The organism is Streptomyces sp. NPDC032091 (genome assembly GCF_055580265.1).
This window is the reverse complement of record NZ_JBVILR010000027.1, coordinates 1-15,573: the sequence shown is the minus strand read 5'-3', so window position 1 is coordinate 15,573 and position 15,573 is coordinate 1. Positions and strand designations below refer to the sequence as shown.

Below are 15,573 nucleotides of genomic sequence, written 5' to 3'. Positions count from 1 at the left end.
CGGCCCCCGTCCCTCCGGCAGGAGGGGCGGGGGCCGCTCCGCGTTCCCCTCCGGCGTTCCCCTCCGGCGTCCGCCTCCGAGATGCGGGTCGCCGGGTCCTGGTGTGGACTTGCCGGTGTGCGCGGCCGCCTCCCGCGGCCCGTGCCGTCTTCCCACGTCACGTCAGGAGCACGCAGATGTCGACCGGCAAGCCGAGCATCGTCTTCGCCCACGGCCTGTGGGCCGACGGATCCTGTTACAGCAAGCTGATCCCGGTCCTCCAGCGCGAGGGGCACGAGGTGGTCTCCGCGCAGAACAGCCTGGACTCCCTGGACGGGGACGTGGACGCCGTCCACCGTGCGCTGGCCCGCGTCAGCGCCCCGGCCCTCCTCGTCGGGCACTCCTGGGGCGGGTACGTCATCACCGCCGCCGGCACGGACGAGAGGGTCGCGGGGCTCGTGTACATCGCCGCGCTGGGGCCGGACACCGGGGAGACCCCCGAGGCGCTGATCGGCAAGTTCGACCCGCCGCCGCTCTTCTCGCACCTGGACAGCGAGGACGGCCGCATCTGGATCTCCCGTGACGGCATCTCCGACTTCTGCGGCGACCTGCCGGAGGAGGAGCAGCGCCTGGTGTGGGCGACGCAGGGCGCGCCCCGCGCGGAGGTCCTGGGTTCCTCGGTCGGCGAGCCGGCCTGGCGGACCAGGCCCAGCTGGTTCCTCGTCACCACGCGGGACCGTGCGGTCAACCCCGAGCTCCAGCGCTTCGCCGCCCAGCGGATGGGCGCCACCGTCGCGGAGGTCGACTCCTCGCACGTCCCCATGCTGTCCCGGCCGCAGGAGGTCCTGGACCTCATCCGCAGGGCCGCGGGCTCTCTCTAGAGGACGCGGCACCGGGTACGACAAAGCGCCGAGTCACGGGACCGTCCGTGACTCGGCGCTCTGGTTGTTACCGCCCGACGGAGCGAGGCTGGCGCGACAGGACGTTCGCACCGCCGGGCGGAGACATGGGGGGAGGTCGGTTCTCCTCTTGTACAGGGGACCCTGTGCGTGGCCCCTGTACAAGAGGAGTGGCTGGGACCGTGGCGGGCGGGCGACGAGAACTCCGGCGTCGTCTCCCTCAGGTCAAGAGACGGGCCTCGGAACCCATTACCACCGCACTGGCTCGCACGCTCGCCACGGTCCTCGTCCTGCCCTCACCACGTACCACCCCTCATCCGGGTCCGCGGTGCGGGCTCAGCACCCGGGGCCTGACCTCCCGTCAGGCCCCCGGTACATCTGTGGGGCTCAGGCGTCGCGCAGGGCGCGCACGGCCTCCTCGACGCGGCGGCCGTAGTCGGCGTCCGCGGCGTGGAAGTGAGCCAGGTTCTTCTCGATGACGTCCTCCAGCGTGACCTGCGACAGGCCGCCGGCTATGTTCGCCACCAGACGCTGCTTCTCGGCCTCGGACATCAGGCGGTAGAGCTCGCCGGCCTGGAAGAAGTCGTCGTCCTTGGTGTGGGCCGGGGCCTCGTGGGTGCCCGTGTAGCCGGAGACGGCCTTCGGGGCGCCGAGCGCGAGACCGGTCTCGGCCGGACCCTGGTACGAGTTGGGCTCGTAGTTCTTGTCGTGGCGCGAGCCGTTGCGCAGCGCCATGACGCCGTCGCGGCCGTAGTTGTCGGCCTTGGTCGCCTTCGGGGCATTGACCGGCAGCTGGGTGTGGTTCACACCGAGGCGGTAGCGCTGGGCGTCGGCGTACGCGAACAGGCGGCCCTGGAGCATCTTGTCCGGCGAGGCGGTGATGCCCGGGACGAAGTTGTTCGGGGAGAACGCGGACTGCTCGACCTCGGCGAAGACGTTGTCCGGGTTGCGGTCGAGGACCAGGCGGCCCACGCGCTGCAGCGGGTAGTCGGCGTGCGGCCACACCTTGGTGAGGTCGAACGGGTTGAAGCGGTAGTCCGCGGCCTCGGCGGCCGGCATGACCTGGACGTAGAGGGTCCAGCTCGGGTTCACACCGCGCTCGATGGCCTGGAGCAGGTCGGTCTGGTGCGAGTTCGCGTCCTTGCCGACGAGCTCGGCGGCCTGCTCGGCCGACAGGCAGCGGATGCCCTGGTTCGTCTTGAAGTGGTACTTGACGAAGAAGGCCTCGCCCTGGGCGTTGGTCCACTGGTAGGTGTGGGAGCCGTAGCCGTTCATGTGGCGGTAGGACGCCGGGATGCCGCGGTCACCCATCAGCCAGGTGATCTGGTGCGTCGCCTCGGGGGCGTGCGCCCAGAAGTCCCAGACGTTGTCCGGCTCCTGCTTGCCCGTGAAGGGGTCGCGCTTCTGGGAGTGGATGAAGTCGGGGAACTTGATCGGGTCCTTGATGAAGAACACCGGGGTGTTGTTGCCGACGAGGTCGTAGTTGCCGTCCTCGGTGTAGAACTTCAGCGCGAAGCCGCGCGGGTCGCGGACGGCGTCCGCGCCACCGAGGGAGTCGGCCACGGTGGAGAACCGCAGGAAGGTCTCGGTCTTCTTGCCGACCTCGGAGAGGAACTTGGCCGAGGTGTAGGCGGTGACGTCGTCGGTCACCTCGAAGTAGCCGTACGCGGCCGAGCCGCGGGCGTGCACCACGCGCTCCGGGATGCGCTCACGGTTGAAGCGGGCGAGCTTCTCAAGGAGCTGCTGGTCCTGGATCAGGAGCGGGCCACCGACGCCGGCGGTGGCGGAGTTCTGATTGTCGGCGACCGGGGCGCCGGACTCGGTCGTCAGCGTGCGCTTCGACATGGTGACCTTCCGTACGGGTAACTGCGACGGAAAGCGTCTTCCGTCATGCGGAACAGCCTAAATTCGGCGTGAACGCGTCGTCAACAGTTTGTTGAAAGAAAGAATGAGGAGGTAATCCGGACGGTGCCGGCGCTTGGGCGCGACAGGACAGGTGTCAGCACCGGCACCATCCGGAAACTCGGGCCCCCGTGAGGGGGAGGCGGCCCGGGGCAGCGGGCCGCTGGGGATCAGACCTGGGCGCCGGAGAGGCGCTCGACCGCGCGGAGCAGGGCGGAGTGGTCCAGGCCGCCGTCACCCTGGGCGCGCAGGGAGGCGACCAGCTGGGCCACGACCGCGCCGACGGGCAGGGCGGCGCCGACGTTGCGGGCGGCGTCGGTGACGATGCCCATGTCCTTGTGGTGCAGGTCGATCCGGAAACCGGGCTTGAAGTCGCGGTTCAGGAAGTTGTCCTTCTTGCGGGTCAGGACCGTGGAGCCGGCCAGACCGCCGTTGAGGACGTCGAGGGCGGCCTCGAGGTTCACGCCGGACTTCTCCAGGAAGACCACGGCCTCGGCGCACGCCTGGATGTTCACCGCGACGATGAGCTGGTTGGCGGCCTTCACCGTCTGGCCGGAGCCGTGCGGACCGCACAGGACGATGACCTTGCCGAGGGCCTCGAGGATCGGCAGGGCCGCGTCGAAGTCGGCCTGCTCGCCACCCACCATGATCGACAGCACGGCCTCGATGGCGCCGGCCTCGCCGCCGGACACCGGGGCGTCGATGACGCGGATGCCCTTCTCGGCGGCGTTCTTCGCCAGGTCGACGGAGGTCTGCGGGGTGATCGACGACATGTCGATGATGAGCGCGCCGGACTTGGCGTTCTCCAGGATGCCGTTCGGGCCGTAGTTGATGGCCTCGACCTGCGGGGAGGCGGGCACCATCGTGATGATGACGTCGGCGTCCGCGACGGCCTCGGCGATCGAGCCGGCGGCGGTGCCGCCGGCGGCGGCCAGGCGCTCCAGCTTGTCCTGCTCCAGCGTGAAGCCGGTGACCGAGTAGCCGGCCTTCAGGAGGTTCTCGGACATGGGGGAGCCCATGATGCCGAGTCCGATCCAGGCAATCTTCGGGAGGGCGGCGAGGTTGCTCATGATGAGGTCCTTCTTCTTCAAGCTTTGTACGAAAAGTGCGTGAGGTGCCTGGCTGATCGCCCGGACTTTGTCCTCTTACTTGGCGGCGCGGGCCTCGGCCGGCAGCCAGTCGAAGGAGGCCGCGGCGTCGGCGGCCTTGTACTCCAGGCCGACAAAGCCCTGGTAGCCGGCCTTCTTGAGCTGGTCGAGGAGGTCCTCAAGGGGCAGCTCGCCGGTGCCGGGGGCACCGCGTCCGGGCTTGTCCGCGATCTGGACGTGTCCGGTCTTGGCGGCGTACTTTTCGATGACCTCGGAGAGGTCCTCATCGTTCATCGCCAGGTGGTACAGGTCGAGGAGGAACTTGGCGTTGCCGAGGCCGGTGGCCTCGTTCACCTTGTCCACCACCTCGATGCCGGCCGGGGCGCTCACCAGCGGGTAGAGCGGCGACTCCGGCTTGTTGAGGGTCTCGATCAGGAGGATCGCGCCCACCCGGTCCGCGGCCTGGGCCGCGACGACCAGGTTCTTCAGGGCCAGCTCGTCCTGGACGGCCGGGTCCACGCCTTCGACGCGGTTGCCGTAGAGGGCGTTGAGCGCCTTGCAGCCGACCGAGGCGGCGAAGTCGGCCGCGACGTTGATGTTGGCGTTGAAGCGGTCCGACTCCTCGCCCGGCACCGAGACCGCGCCGCGGTCCGGGCCGGGGAGCCGGCCGGCGTAGAAGTTCAGGCCCACCAGCTGGGTGCCGGCGTCCTCAAGAGCCTTCTTGAGAGCGTCGAGCTCCTCCTGGGCGGGGGTGGGGGTCTCGATCCAGGGCCACCACAGCTCGACCGCGGTGAAGCCCGCCGCGGCGGCGGCCGCGGGGCGCTCCAGGAGCGGGAGTTCCGTGAAGAGGATCGAAAGGTTCACATCGAAGCGCTGGTCCGAGTATCCCATGAGGGGTGTGCGCTCCTTCCGTATTGCGGAAGTTACTTTCTGCTTGATGGAAGACTGCAAGCAGAGCGTCCGACTTGTCAAGTGCCGGCTCCCGGAATCTCACGACCGCCCGGTAGCTTGGGCGGCGTGCGATTGAGAGTGGAGTTCACGACCGAGCCCTTCGACCTCGAAGAGGCCCCCGCCCACGCCGTGGCCGCCCGCGAGGTCATCCAGAAGGCCCAGCTGGACGCGGTCGACGTGGGCCCCTTCGGCAATACGGCCGAGGGCGATTCCGACCCGGTGCTGAAGGCGGTGGCCGCGCTGCTGCGCGACGCGCTGGACGCCGGCGCCACGCGCGTCTCGCTCCAGGTCAACGTGATCGGTGAGGACGGAGCATGACCGAGCCCCGCGACCACCCGTTCGTCACCGCGGTCAAGCCGCTGGTGGACGCGATGGGCGGCGAGCTGATGGACCCCGCCCGCGCCGAACCCGACGACGTCGTGCTGAGCTGGGAGGGCCAGGAGGTGCTGGCGGTGCGGCTGCCGCAGCTCTCCGACTCGCTCGACCACATCCTGGCGGCGCTGGAACGGCGCCACGGCGTGCCGCTGGCGCAGCTCGACCGGAAGTCCAAGCAGGACGTGGTACGCATACTGGAGGCGCGGGGCGCCTTCGCCGTGCGCCATGGCGTGGAAACGGTCGCGGGGGCCCTGGGTGTCAGCCGTTTCACGGTCTACAACTATTTGAACCGGGAGTCCGGCGCTCAGAATCGGCCTGCCAAGGCATCGAAACAGAACAGCCCCGAGTGAGGGACGCTCCACCGACGGTCACGAGCCGCCGCCCAATTCACCCGGGCGGCGGCTTTTGTGTACGCGAAGTTTCAACAAAGTGTTGACGCCGTGTTGTCGAGGGCGTTAGCTATGCGCAGCCCGTCAAAGCAACAACAGGCCACGGAGGCCTACCGTGACTTCGAGCCCGACCCCGGGTCTGACCCGGTTCAACGCCTTGGACGACAGCGAGGCCACGGCCGAGCTGCACGAGGTGTGCGCCAGTTCGGCGTGGGGGAGCAAGATGCTCGCCCAGCGCCCCTTCGCCGCCGCCGACTCCCTCTTCGCCGCGAACGAGGCCGCCATGGCCGAGCTCACCGCGGACGACCTGGGCGAGGCGATGGGAGGCCACGCGCCGATCGGCCGGCCGAAGCCGGGAGACCCGACCTCCGCCCGCGAGCAGCGTGGCATGGCCGGTGCCTCGGAGGAGCTCAAGAAGGAGCTCCTCGAACTGAACCTGGCCTACCAGGACAAGTTCGGCCACGTGTTCCTCATCTGCGCCACCGGTGCCACCGGTGAGTTCATGCGGGACGCGGTCAAGGTCCGGATCGAGAACACGCCGGAGCAGGAGCGAGAGATCGCCCGCGGCGAACTCGTGAAGATCAACCGGATCCGTCTGACCCGACTCGTCGAGCTCGCAGAAGGAGAGTGAACATGAGCACCGAGACCACCGCGTCGGTGTCCACGCACATTCTGGACACCAGCATCGGCCGCCCCGCCGAGGGCGTCGCCATCTCCCTGTCGGCCCGTACGGGCCTGGACGGCGAGTGGGCGGCCCTGGGCGGCTCCGCCACCGACGCCGACGGGCGCTGCAAGGACCTGCCGGCCCTGCCGGAGGGCACCACACACGTGCGTCTCGACTTCGAGACCGAGACGTACTTCTCAAAGAAGCAAGCCGAGGCGCAGCAGGACGCCCCCCGCGTAAGGGACAGCGGTGCGTTCTTCCCCGAGGTAACCATCACCTTCGCGGTGAACCCGGGCGAGCACTACCACGTACCGCTGCTGCTCAACCCGTTCGGCTACTCCGTTTACCGAGGGAGCTAGCATGGCCACGATTCTGGGCCAGAACCAGTACGGCAAAGCAGAGAACCGCGTCGTCAAGATCACGCGGGACGGCGACACGCACCACATCAAGGACCTGAACGTCTCGGTCGCCCTCTCCGGCGACATGGACGACGTCCACTACTCCGGCTCGAACGCCAACGTCCTCCCGACGGACACCACCAAGAACACGGTGTACGCGTTCGCCAAGGAGTACGGCATCGAGTCCGCCGAGCAGTTCGGCATCCACCTGGCCCGCTGGTTCGTGAACAGCCAGGAGCCGATCCAGCGCGCGCGCATCAGGATCGAGGAGTACGCCTGGGACCGGATCGCCACCTCGGACGCCAACTCCAAGTTCATCGGCTCCGACGAGGTCAACCACTCCTTCGTCCGCAAGGGCATGGAGACCCGCGTCACCCAGATCACGTACGACGGCCAGAACTGGGAGGTCATCTCCGGCCTCAAGGACCTGATCGTCATGAACTCCACGAACTCCGAGTTCTGGGGTTACGTGAAGGACAAGTACACGACCCTGCAGGAGGCGTACGACCGCATCCTGGCCACCCAGGTGTCGGGCCGCTGGCGCTTCAACTGGACCGACGACGAGCAGCGGATGCCCAACTGGGAGAAGTCCTACGCCGAGACCAAGAAGCACATGCTCCAGGCCTTCGCGGAGACCTACTCCCTGTCGCTCCAGCAGACCCTGTACCAGATGGGTTCGCGCATCATCAACCACCGTTCGGAGATCGACGAGGTCCGCTTCTCGCTCCCGAACAAGCACCACTTCCTCGTCGACCTGGAGCCCTTCGGCCTCAAGAACGACAACGAGGTGTACTTCGCCGCGGACCGTCCGTACGGTCTGATCGAGGCGACGGTCCTCCGCGACGGCGCCGACGCCCGTATCCCCGTGGACATGACCAACCTCTGAGCAGCGCACGCGCGTCCCGGGGCTCCGCAGTGGCCCCGGGGCGACACCCCACAGCTTCCTGAATCGGCACCCGGACGCACCACACGGGGCGGCAGTACTGTCAGCTGTCAGGCCCCCGGCTCCGGCACTCAAATCCCCAGGGCTTTGCCGTGCCCGCACCGCCACTGAAAGCACGAGGAAGTCCCATGGCAGCATCGGCAGCCCATGACGGCGCCGTAGCGCGCACCGTCATCGAGAACTGTGCGATCGCGACCGTCGACGCCAACGACACCGAGTACGCCTCGGGTCACGTCGTCATCGCAGGCAACAAGATCGAGTTCGTCGGCGCGGGCAAAGCCCCCGAGAACCTCGACAACGTCGTCCGCCGCATCGACGGCACCGGGCACCTCGTGACCCCCGGTCTGGTCAACACGCACCACCACTTCTACCAGTGGATCACGCGTGGCCTGGCCACCGACCACAACCTCTTCAACTGGCTCGTCGCCCTGTACCCGACCTGGGCGCGCATCGACGAGCAGATGGCGTACACGGCGGCCCAGGGCTCCCTGGCCGCGATGGCCCGCGGCGGTGTCACCACCGCGATGGACCACCACTACGTCTACCCCAAGAACTCCGGCGACCTCTCCGGCGCGATCATCCGCGCCGCGTCCGAGATGGGCGTCCGCTTCACCCTCGCCCGCGGCTCCATGGACCGCAGCGAGAAGGACGGCGGCCTGCCGCCGGACCACGCCGTCGAGACCCTCGAAGGTGCCCTCGCGGACACCGAGGCGACCATCAAGAAGTTCCACGACGCCTCCTTCGACGCGATGACCCAGGTCGCCGTCGCCCCGTGCTCCCCCTTCTCGGTCTCCACCGAGCTGCTGAAGCAGGGCGCCGAGCTGGCCCGCCGCCTCGGTGTGCGCATGCACACGCACGGCTCGGAGACCGTCGAGGAGGAGAAGTTCTGCCACGAGCTCTTCGGCATGGGCCCGACCGACTACTTCGAGTCGACCGGCTGGCTCGGTGAGGACGTGTGGATGGCGCACAGCGTCCACATGAACGACTCCGACATCGCCGCGTTCGCCCGCACCAAGACCGGTGTCGCGCACTGCCCCTCCTCCAACGCGCGGCTGGCCGCCGGCATCGCCCGCGTCCCGGACATGCTGGCCGCCGGTGTCCCGGTCGGCCTCGGCGTGGACGGCACCGCCTCCAACGAGTCCGGTGAGCTGCACACCGAGCTGCGCAACGCGCTGCTGATCAACCGCCTGAACCCGGTGCACCGCGAGGCCGCGCTCAACGCCCGCCAGTCGCTGCGCCTGGGCACCTACGGCGGCGCCCAGGTCCTCGGCCGCGCCGACAACATCGGTTCGCTGGAGGTCGGCAAGTGCGCCGACCTGGTGCTGTGGAACCTGAACACCTTCCTGCACTCCTCGATCGCCGACCCGGTCACCGCGCTCGTCTTCGGCGCGGCCGCCCCGGTCACCGCCTCGTTCGTCAACGGCAAGCAGATCGTCGAGAACAACCGGCTGCTCTTCGCGGACGAGGACGCCATCGCGGTGTCCACCCGCGCGGAGGCCCAGCGCCTGGCCCGGATCTCCGCGCAGGCCTGACCCCCACGGAGTCCGGCCGGGGGGGACGGCCCTCGGCCGGCGGCCGCGGACCCGAGCGGGGTCCGCGGCAGCCGTTCCCGGGAAGCGCCCGAGGAGAGATCCGACGGCGCCCCCGGGGGCGGTGACTCGTGACACCACACCCCAGCACGGCGCGTCACCCGCGCCGACGCCACGGCACCCCCAGCCCTGACCGGGCTGGCACCACCGCGTGGAACCGGTTTTTGGGCGAATCGATTCCGCACCCCTTGGGACCAGGAAGTCGCTCCACCCACAACTCCATACAGGCTCGACCAGCACGCTTTCGCACCACCTCCCTGACACCCACGTCCCTGCCGACGTGTCTAACCGACCGGAGGAAGCCGTGGCCGATGCGCCCAGGTTCCGCAAAGATGCAGTCGCAGTACCGGAGGAGAAGCACCCGGTCGACGAGACCCTGCCTCCGCTCCGCATGTTCACCAGCGGCCTCCAGCACGTGGCCGCCATGTACGCGGGTGTCGTGGCCCCGCCCATGATCGTCGGCCCCGCCGTGGGCCTCTCCGCGACCGAGACCGCCTTCCTGATGGGCGCCTCCCTCTTCACCGCCGGGCTCGCCACCCTCCTCCAGACCCTCGGGTTCTGGAAGATCGGCGCCAAACTCCCCTTCGTCAACGGCGTCTCCTTCGCCGGTGTGACCCCGATGATCGCCATCGGCAAGGGGCAGGGGCACGACGCCATTCCCGTCATCTTCGGCGCGATCATCGTCGCCGGAGTCGTCGGGTTCCTCGCCGCCCCCTACTTCGGCAAGCTCGTCCGGTTCTTCCCGCCCGTGGTCACCGGCACCGTCATCACCCTGATCGGCGTCTCCCTGCTGCCCGTGGCCTTCAACTGGTCCCAGGGCGGCAACCGCACCGCCGCCGACTACGGCTCCATGAAGAACATCGGCATGGCCGCCCTGACCCTGGCGATCGTCCTGGTGATGCGCAAGTTGCTGCGCGGGTTCCTCCAGCAGATCTCCATCCTGCTCGGCCTGGTCGCGGGCACCCTCATCGCGATACCGCTGGGCATGGCGCACTTCGACGCCGTCCGGAACGCGGACCTCGTCGGCTTCCCGACCCCCTTCCACTTCGGCGCCCCCCAGTTCCAGGTCGCGGCGATCATCTCGATGTGCATCGTGATGCTGGTCTGCATGACCGAGTCCACCGCCGACATCCTGGCCCTCGGCAGGATCGTGGGCCGCCCGGCCGACGCGAGGACCATCGAGGGCGGCCTGCGCGCCGACACCCTCGGCAGCGCGCTCAGCCCCCTGTTCAACGGGTTCATGTGCAGCGCCTTCGCGCAGAACATCGGACTCGTCGCCATGACCAAGGTCCGCAGCCGCTTCGTCGTCGCCGCGGGCGGCGGCATCCTGATCCTGCTGGGCCTGTGTCCGGTGGCCGCCTCCGTCATCGGGGTCGTCCCGCTGCCCGTCCTGGGCGGCGCCGGCATCGTCCTCTTCGGCTCGGTGGCGGCCAGCGGCATCCAGACCCTGGCGGGCGCGGCCATGGAGAAGGGCGAGAACGCCCTGATCGTCGCCGCCTCGGTCGGCATCGGCCTGATCCCGATCGCCGCGCCGAACTTCTACCACGCCTTCCCGAAGGACCTCCTCGTCGTCCTCGACTCCGGCATCAGCACCGGCTGCGTGGTCGCCATCCTGCTCAACCTGGCCTTCAACCACCTCGGAGTCCGCAGGACCGCGGCGGAACCCGCCCCGGAACCGGCCTTCGTGCACTGAGGACCCGCGCACCCCGCCCCCGGCGGGTGTGGGGGGGGGGGGGGGGGGGGCCCCCCCCCCCCCCCCCTTTCCCCCCCCCCCCCCCCCCCCCCCCCCGCCCGCCGGGGGCGCCGTCGCGGGTGCGGTCGTACGGCTCAGGTCCGGTCGTCCGGCACCCCCGGCGCCGGGTCCGTCCAGATGTCCGGCGGCACCGTCCGTACCCGCCGCCCCCACTGGTCCAGCTCCTGCGCCTCCGACTTGCGGACGTGCAGGGCCACCGCGGTATCGGTGATCCGCAGCCCCGGCAGCCGCCGTGACAGGTCGGCGGTGTAGCGCGCCAGCCCCTCGATGGTGCGCAGCCGGGCGCTGATCACGAAGTTCCACGTGCCGCTCACCGACATACAGGTCCGGGTCTCGCGCAGCCCCGCCGCCACCGCCGCGCAGTCGGGCACCTCGTGCTCGCGCACCTCCGCCCACAGGGTCGCCGACACCGGCCAGCCGGACAGCCCCGAGGCCATCGCACAGCTGTAGCGCAGGCTCTGCCCCGCCTCCAGCCGGCCCAGCCGCCGCCGTACGGTCGACTCGCTCATCCCCGACTCCCGCGCCAGCGAGGCCACGCTGCGCCGCCCGTCCGCGGCCAGTGCCATCATCAGCGGCCGGTCCTCCTCCGGGACCGGGGCGACCGTCGGGGCCCCCGGGCCCGGCGGCCCCGGGGCGCGCCGCGTCCGCCCGGTCAGCAGGGCGGTCTGGGCCGGCGACAGGTGGTCCATCCGCCAGCGGTCGGGAGCCGAGTGCACGGCCGTGACCATCGAGGAGCGGGTGCCGGTCACCCCGGGGATCCGCTGGACCCGGAACGAGAGGTAGCGGAACAGCATGTGCAGGTCCGGTACGGCCACGAAGGCCAGCAGGTCGCGCCCGCCCGTCGTGTGCTCCACCCCCAGCGTGTGGGGGTCCCCCGTCAGGGCCGCGCCCACCGCCGGCGAGGTGCCCGCCGCGCACATCACCTCCACCCAGGCCATACAGGGCGCATGGTTCCCCGTCCGCAGCCCCAGCCCCGAAACCCATGCCTCCCCGGCCGACGTCATCCGCTCCCAGCGGCGCGCCAGAGTCTCCGGGCGCGCCCCGAGCACCGGGGCCAGCCGCTCCCAGCTGGCGCGGGGGGCGAGCTGGAGCGCGTGCACGAGCGCCCGGTCGGTGTCGTCAATGGTGGAAATGGCCGAGTTCATACTTACCCCTGGCGGTTTTCCCGGCCCCGGACCGGTTAACCGGACTTTCGACTGATCATCTCTCTTCATACGCCGAACCGCCGCATCGGACGGTCGGGCCGGACGGGACGGACGTGTGCAGCCCCAGGAGAGCAGCGGGAGGACGTATGGGGGAGGCCGGCTCAAGCGTGCTTCAAGCGGTGCCCGCCGAGCTGTCCAGCCTCGTCGGGCGGGCCGGCGAAGTCGCGCGTGCCCGGGCCCTGCTGGCCACAGAACGCCTGGTCACGCTCACGGGCCCGGCCGGAGTGGGCAAGACCCGGGTCGCCGTGCGCACCGCCCGCGAGCTCTGCGGAGGGAGCGGCGCCGACATCGTCTGGGCCGGCCTGTCCCGGCTGTCGTCCGCCCGTGCGGGCACCCTGGCCGCGGAGCTGTGCGAGGGACTCGCCGGGCGCGAGGCGCTCCTGGTCCTCGACGGTGGCGAGCAGCTCGGCGAACGGGCCGGTGAGCTCGTGGAAGAGCTGCTCGCACGCTGCGCCGGGGTACGGATTCTGGCCACATCGCAGCGGATCCTCGGAGTGGACGGAGAGGCCCTGCTCGCCGTCGGCCCGCTGCCCCTGCCCCCCGCGCCCGACGACCCGGACGCCCCGCTCCCGCCGGCCGCGGTCGCCCGCTACGCCGCCGTACGCCTCTACGCGGAGCGGGCGCGCGGGGCCGACCCCCGCTTCGAGCTCACCGAGCACAACGCCGGGGCCGTGGCCGCCCTGTGCCGCGCCCTCGACGGGATCCCCGGGGTACTGGAGCTCGCGGCCGCCCGGGCCCGCCGCCACGGACCCGCCGAGGCGCTGCGCCGGCTGACCGCCGATCCGCTGGGGTTCCTCGCCGGCGGCGCCGGGCGGGCCGGCGGGGCGGACGCGCTGCGCCTGTGCCGGCTGGCACCGGCCGGGGAGCGGCTGCTGTGGGAGCGGCTCCCGGTCTTCGCGGGCTCCTTCGACGAGGCCGCAGTCGCGGAGGTGTGCGGGTTCGGCGAGCTCGGCCCGGACGCCGCGGTCCAGGCCCTGCGCCGGCTGGCCCCCGCCCTGCTGGCGGAGCCCGGGCACGCCGGCCGCTACCGGCTGCCGCTGGCCGTACGGGCCTACGCGGCCCGGCGGCCGGCCCGCGGTCCGCGCGGCGACGCGGCCATCGCCGCCCGCCGCCACCACGAGCGGTGCCGCGTCAGCGCCGAACGGGCCGCGCAGCTGTGGCGGTCGGGGGCGCAGCTGGAGGCACGCGCCCTGGCCCTGCGGGAGCTGCCCGAGCTGCGGCTCGCGATGGACCCCGGCTCGCCGGCCGGCCCGGCCGGCGCGCTGGAGATCGCCGTGTCGCTGTGGTTCCTCTGGTCCGCCTGCGGGCTCATGGAGGAGGGGCGCGGCCATCTGGAGCGGGCCCTGGCGGCGCACCCGGCGCCCCGGCCGGCCCGGCCGCTGTGGCTGGCGGCCTGGCTGGTGGCGAGCTTCGGCCAGGCGGAGGAGGCGGATCCGCTGCTGGTGGAGGCCTGGACGGCGGCCGTGCAGGAGGGGGAGGACGCCGTCCTGGCCTACCTCGCGCACGTCCGGGGTACCGTCGCCCTGTGGCGGGACCGGCCCGCCGAGGCCGCCGAGGAGTACCGCGAGGCCCTCGAACTGCTGCCGGAGGAGCCCGAGTTCGGGCCCGGCCGGGCGGCGTTGGAGGCCGCCCTGGCGATGGCCGTCGCACATACCGACCCGCAGGCCCTCCCGTTCACCGAGGGCACCTCCGACGGCCCCGACCTGTGGGCCCGTTCCTGGGCCGGCTACGCGCAGGCTCTGCTCCAGCGCCGCGAGGGCCGCCCCGCGCTGGCCCGCACCTGGCTGCTGCGCTCCCTGGAGACCCAGTTCGCCCTGGGGGACCGGCTGGGCCAGGCCCTGTCGGCGGAGCTGCTGGCCCAGATGGAGGCCGACCTGGGCCGCTACGAGTTCGCCGCCCGGCTGCTCGGCGCGGTCTCCGGACACCGCCCGGCCTCCGCGCGCGCCCCGCGCGCCGAACGCGTCCTGCGGCTGCGCCTGTCCCCGGAGGCCCTGCGCACGGCCTACGCGGAGGGCACCCGGACCCCGCTGCGGGAGCTCCTCGCGGAACGGTGACCCCGGCCCCGCCACGGCCGTACCGAGGGTGGTGCTGAGGCCCTGGGGGCGCGGCGGGGCACGGGGTGCCAGGGGGCCCGGAGTTGCCGGCCCGATCCGGCGTACGGCGTACAGGACGCGGAAAGACATCGCTAGAGCGCCGGCTCGCCCCCGCTCCTCTGCCCGCCCCACCCCTCTGACCGGACAGGTGGTACAGCGATGGCCGAAACCCCGCAGCTGTGGATGCGCAGCGAGACCCGACCCACCGAGCGGCGCGCGCCGCTGACCCCCGACGACGCCGGGTTCCTCGTCCGGCAGGGCGTACGGATCACCGTGGAGGACTCCGGTCACCGCGTCTTCCCGCTCGACGCGTACGCCGCCGCCGGCTGCCGCACCGTGCCGGCCGGCTCCTGGACGCGGGCCGCACCCGGATCGGCGTACGTCCTCGGCCTCAAGGAACTCCCGCCGGCGCCCGAGGCCCTGCACCACCGGCACGTCTACTTCGGCCACGCCTACAAGGGCCAGCCCCAGGCCCCCGGACTGCTGCGCCGGTTCGCCGCGGGCGGCGGGACCCTGCTCGACCTGGAGTACCTGGCCGACGCGCAGGGCCGCCGGCTGGCCGCCTTCGGCTACTGGGCCGGGTACGCGGGCGCCGCCCTGGCCGCCCTGCACGCCCGGGGCCGGCTCACGGCGCCCCTGGTCCCGGCGCCCCGGCCGGAGCTGGACGCCCGGCTGCGCGACGCGCCGGCCGACGGGTTACGGGCCCTGGTGATCGGCGCGGGCGGGCGCAGCGGGCGCGGCGCCTGCGACGCCCTCGCCACCGCCGGGATCGCGGTCACCCGCTGGGGGCGCGGGGCGACCCGCCGGCTGGACCGGGCCGCACTGCTGGACCACGACATCCTGGTCAACGCCGTGCTCACCACCCGGCCCGTGCCGCCGTTCCTGACCCCCGCCGACCTGGAGTCCGGTACCGGCCGGCTCTCGGTGATCGCCGACATCACCTGTGACACAGGATCAGAACTGCACCTGCTGCCCGTCTACGACCGCCTCACCGACTGGGCGGCCCCGGCCCGCCGGCTGCGCGGAGGCGGCCGGCCGGTCGACGTGATCGCCATCGACAACCTGCCCTCGCTGCTCCCGGCCGAGGCGGCCCGGGCCTTCTCCGCGGACCTGCTGCCCAAGCTCGTCGACCTGCACGCCCCCGCCCCGGACCCGGACTGGCTGCGCTGCCGGGACGCCTTCACCACGGCGATGCGGGCACTCACCCGCCCGGACCGGGCGGCGTAGGCCGTCTCTTCCGGATCGTGCCTGGCCCGCGCCGCCCGGCACCGCACCTCGGCGCCTTGGCGGGGGAAAAAAGACAGCCAAGGAAGGGGGGGCCCGCCCAAGCGTCGAGGGCCCGAAA

14 protein-coding genes are annotated in these 15,573 nt (G+C 71.5%); 10 read left to right on the top strand and 4 right to left on the bottom strand.

Translation table 11 applies throughout. The features are described 5' to 3' along the window. Positions 1–176 precede the first annotated feature (176 nt). Positions 177–860: an alpha/beta fold hydrolase gene (locus tag ACZ5NJ_RS32205; protein WP_468769582.1), complete on the top strand. Its 684-nt coding sequence runs from the start codon at positions 177–179 to the stop codon at positions 858–860. Positions 861–1,265: 405 nt separating this feature from the next. Here the strand turns inward: ACZ5NJ_RS32205 and ACZ5NJ_RS32200 are convergent, their stop codons facing one another. The 3 genes from ACZ5NJ_RS32200 to ACZ5NJ_RS32190 all read right to left on the bottom strand — a co-directional run bounded on the left by ACZ5NJ_RS32200 (position 1,266) and on the right by ACZ5NJ_RS32190 (position 4,759). Then, the gene (locus tag ACZ5NJ_RS32200) at positions 1,266–2,723 is read right to left on the bottom strand and encodes a catalase (protein ID WP_468769580.1); all 1,458 of its coding nucleotides are present in this window, start codon (positions 2,721–2,723) and stop codon (positions 1,266–1,268) included. Between the two features lie 227 nt (positions 2,724–2,950). Continuing rightward, the gene (locus ACZ5NJ_RS32195; protein WP_468769578.1) at positions 2,951–3,850 is read right to left on the bottom strand and encodes a 2-hydroxy-3-oxopropionate reductase; all 900 of its coding nucleotides are present in this window, start codon (positions 3,848–3,850) and stop codon (positions 2,951–2,953) included. A 75-nt stretch (positions 3,851–3,925) separates the two neighbouring features. Beyond that, positions 3,926–4,759: a TIM barrel protein gene (locus ACZ5NJ_RS32190; RefSeq protein ID WP_468769576.1), complete on the bottom strand. Its 834-nt coding sequence runs from the start codon at positions 4,757–4,759 to the stop codon at positions 3,926–3,928. Positions 4,760–4,885: 126 nt separating this feature from the next. Between ACZ5NJ_RS32190 and ACZ5NJ_RS32185 the strand changes: the two genes are divergently transcribed. The 7 genes from ACZ5NJ_RS32185 (at position 4,886) to ACZ5NJ_RS32155 (ending at position 10,870) form a co-directional block, all read left to right on the top strand. Continuing rightward, entirely contained in the window at positions 4,886–5,137 is a 252-nt protein-coding gene (locus tag ACZ5NJ_RS32185) for a thiamine-binding protein (protein ID WP_395508186.1), read from the top strand. Beyond that, positions 5,134–5,544 carry a helix-turn-helix domain-containing protein gene (locus tag ACZ5NJ_RS32180; protein ID WP_468769574.1) on the top strand — a complete coding sequence of 137 codons (411 nt, stop codon included), beginning with the start codon at positions 5,134–5,136 and terminating at the stop codon, positions 5,542–5,544. The genes ACZ5NJ_RS32185 and ACZ5NJ_RS32180 overlap by 4 nt, the downstream gene beginning before the upstream one ends. A 154-nt stretch (positions 5,545–5,698) precedes the next feature. Beyond that, positions 5,699–6,214 carry a 2-oxo-4-hydroxy-4-carboxy-5-ureidoimidazoline decarboxylase gene (gene uraD / locus ACZ5NJ_RS32175; protein ID WP_468769572.1) on the top strand — a complete coding sequence of 172 codons (516 nt, stop codon included), beginning with the start codon at positions 5,699–5,701 and terminating at the stop codon, positions 6,212–6,214. 2 nt (positions 6,215–6,216) lie between these two features. Further along, complete coding sequence (uraH, locus tag ACZ5NJ_RS32170; protein WP_468769570.1) at positions 6,217–6,606, top strand: hydroxyisourate hydrolase; 390 nt, start codon at positions 6,217–6,219, stop codon at positions 6,604–6,606. Between the two features lies 1 nt (position 6,607). Further along, positions 6,608–7,531 (top strand): factor-independent urate hydroxylase, encoded by a 924-nt coding sequence (pucL, locus tag ACZ5NJ_RS32165; protein ID WP_249768523.1) that lies wholly within the window; start codon positions 6,608–6,610, stop codon positions 7,529–7,531. A 185-nt stretch (positions 7,532–7,716) separates the two neighbouring features. Beyond that, the gene (locus ACZ5NJ_RS32160; RefSeq protein WP_468769567.1) at positions 7,717–9,120 is read left to right on the top strand and encodes an 8-oxoguanine deaminase; all 1,404 of its coding nucleotides are present in this window, start codon (positions 7,717–7,719) and stop codon (positions 9,118–9,120) included. Positions 9,121–9,481: 361 nt separating this feature from the next. Further along, positions 9,482–10,870, top strand: a complete 1,389-nt coding sequence (locus ACZ5NJ_RS32155) for a nucleobase:cation symporter-2 family protein (RefSeq protein ID WP_468769696.1) — start codon at positions 9,482–9,484, stop codon at positions 10,868–10,870. Positions 10,871–11,004: 134 nt separating this feature from the next. On the opposite strand, the gene ACZ5NJ_RS32150 is transcribed toward ACZ5NJ_RS32155, so the two are convergent. Then, on the bottom strand, positions 11,005–12,075 hold the full coding sequence (locus ACZ5NJ_RS32150; RefSeq protein ID WP_468769565.1) for an Lrp/AsnC family transcriptional regulator: 1,071 nt from the start codon (positions 12,073–12,075) through the stop codon (positions 11,005–11,007). 167 nt (positions 12,076–12,242) lie between these two features. Between ACZ5NJ_RS32150 and ACZ5NJ_RS32145 the strand changes: the two genes are divergently transcribed. Together ACZ5NJ_RS32145 and ACZ5NJ_RS32140 are read left to right on the top strand one after the other, a co-directional pair. After that, positions 12,243–14,189 (top strand): ATP-binding protein, encoded by a 1,947-nt coding sequence (locus ACZ5NJ_RS32145; RefSeq protein ID WP_468769561.1) that lies wholly within the window; start codon positions 12,243–12,245, stop codon positions 14,187–14,189. Between the two features lie 198 nt (positions 14,190–14,387). Then, positions 14,388–15,455: a Rossmann-fold NAD(P)-binding domain-containing protein gene (locus ACZ5NJ_RS32140; protein ID WP_468769558.1), complete on the top strand. Its 1,068-nt coding sequence runs from the start codon at positions 14,388–14,390 to the stop codon at positions 15,453–15,455. The last annotated feature ends 118 nt before the right edge of the window (positions 15,456–15,573 follow it).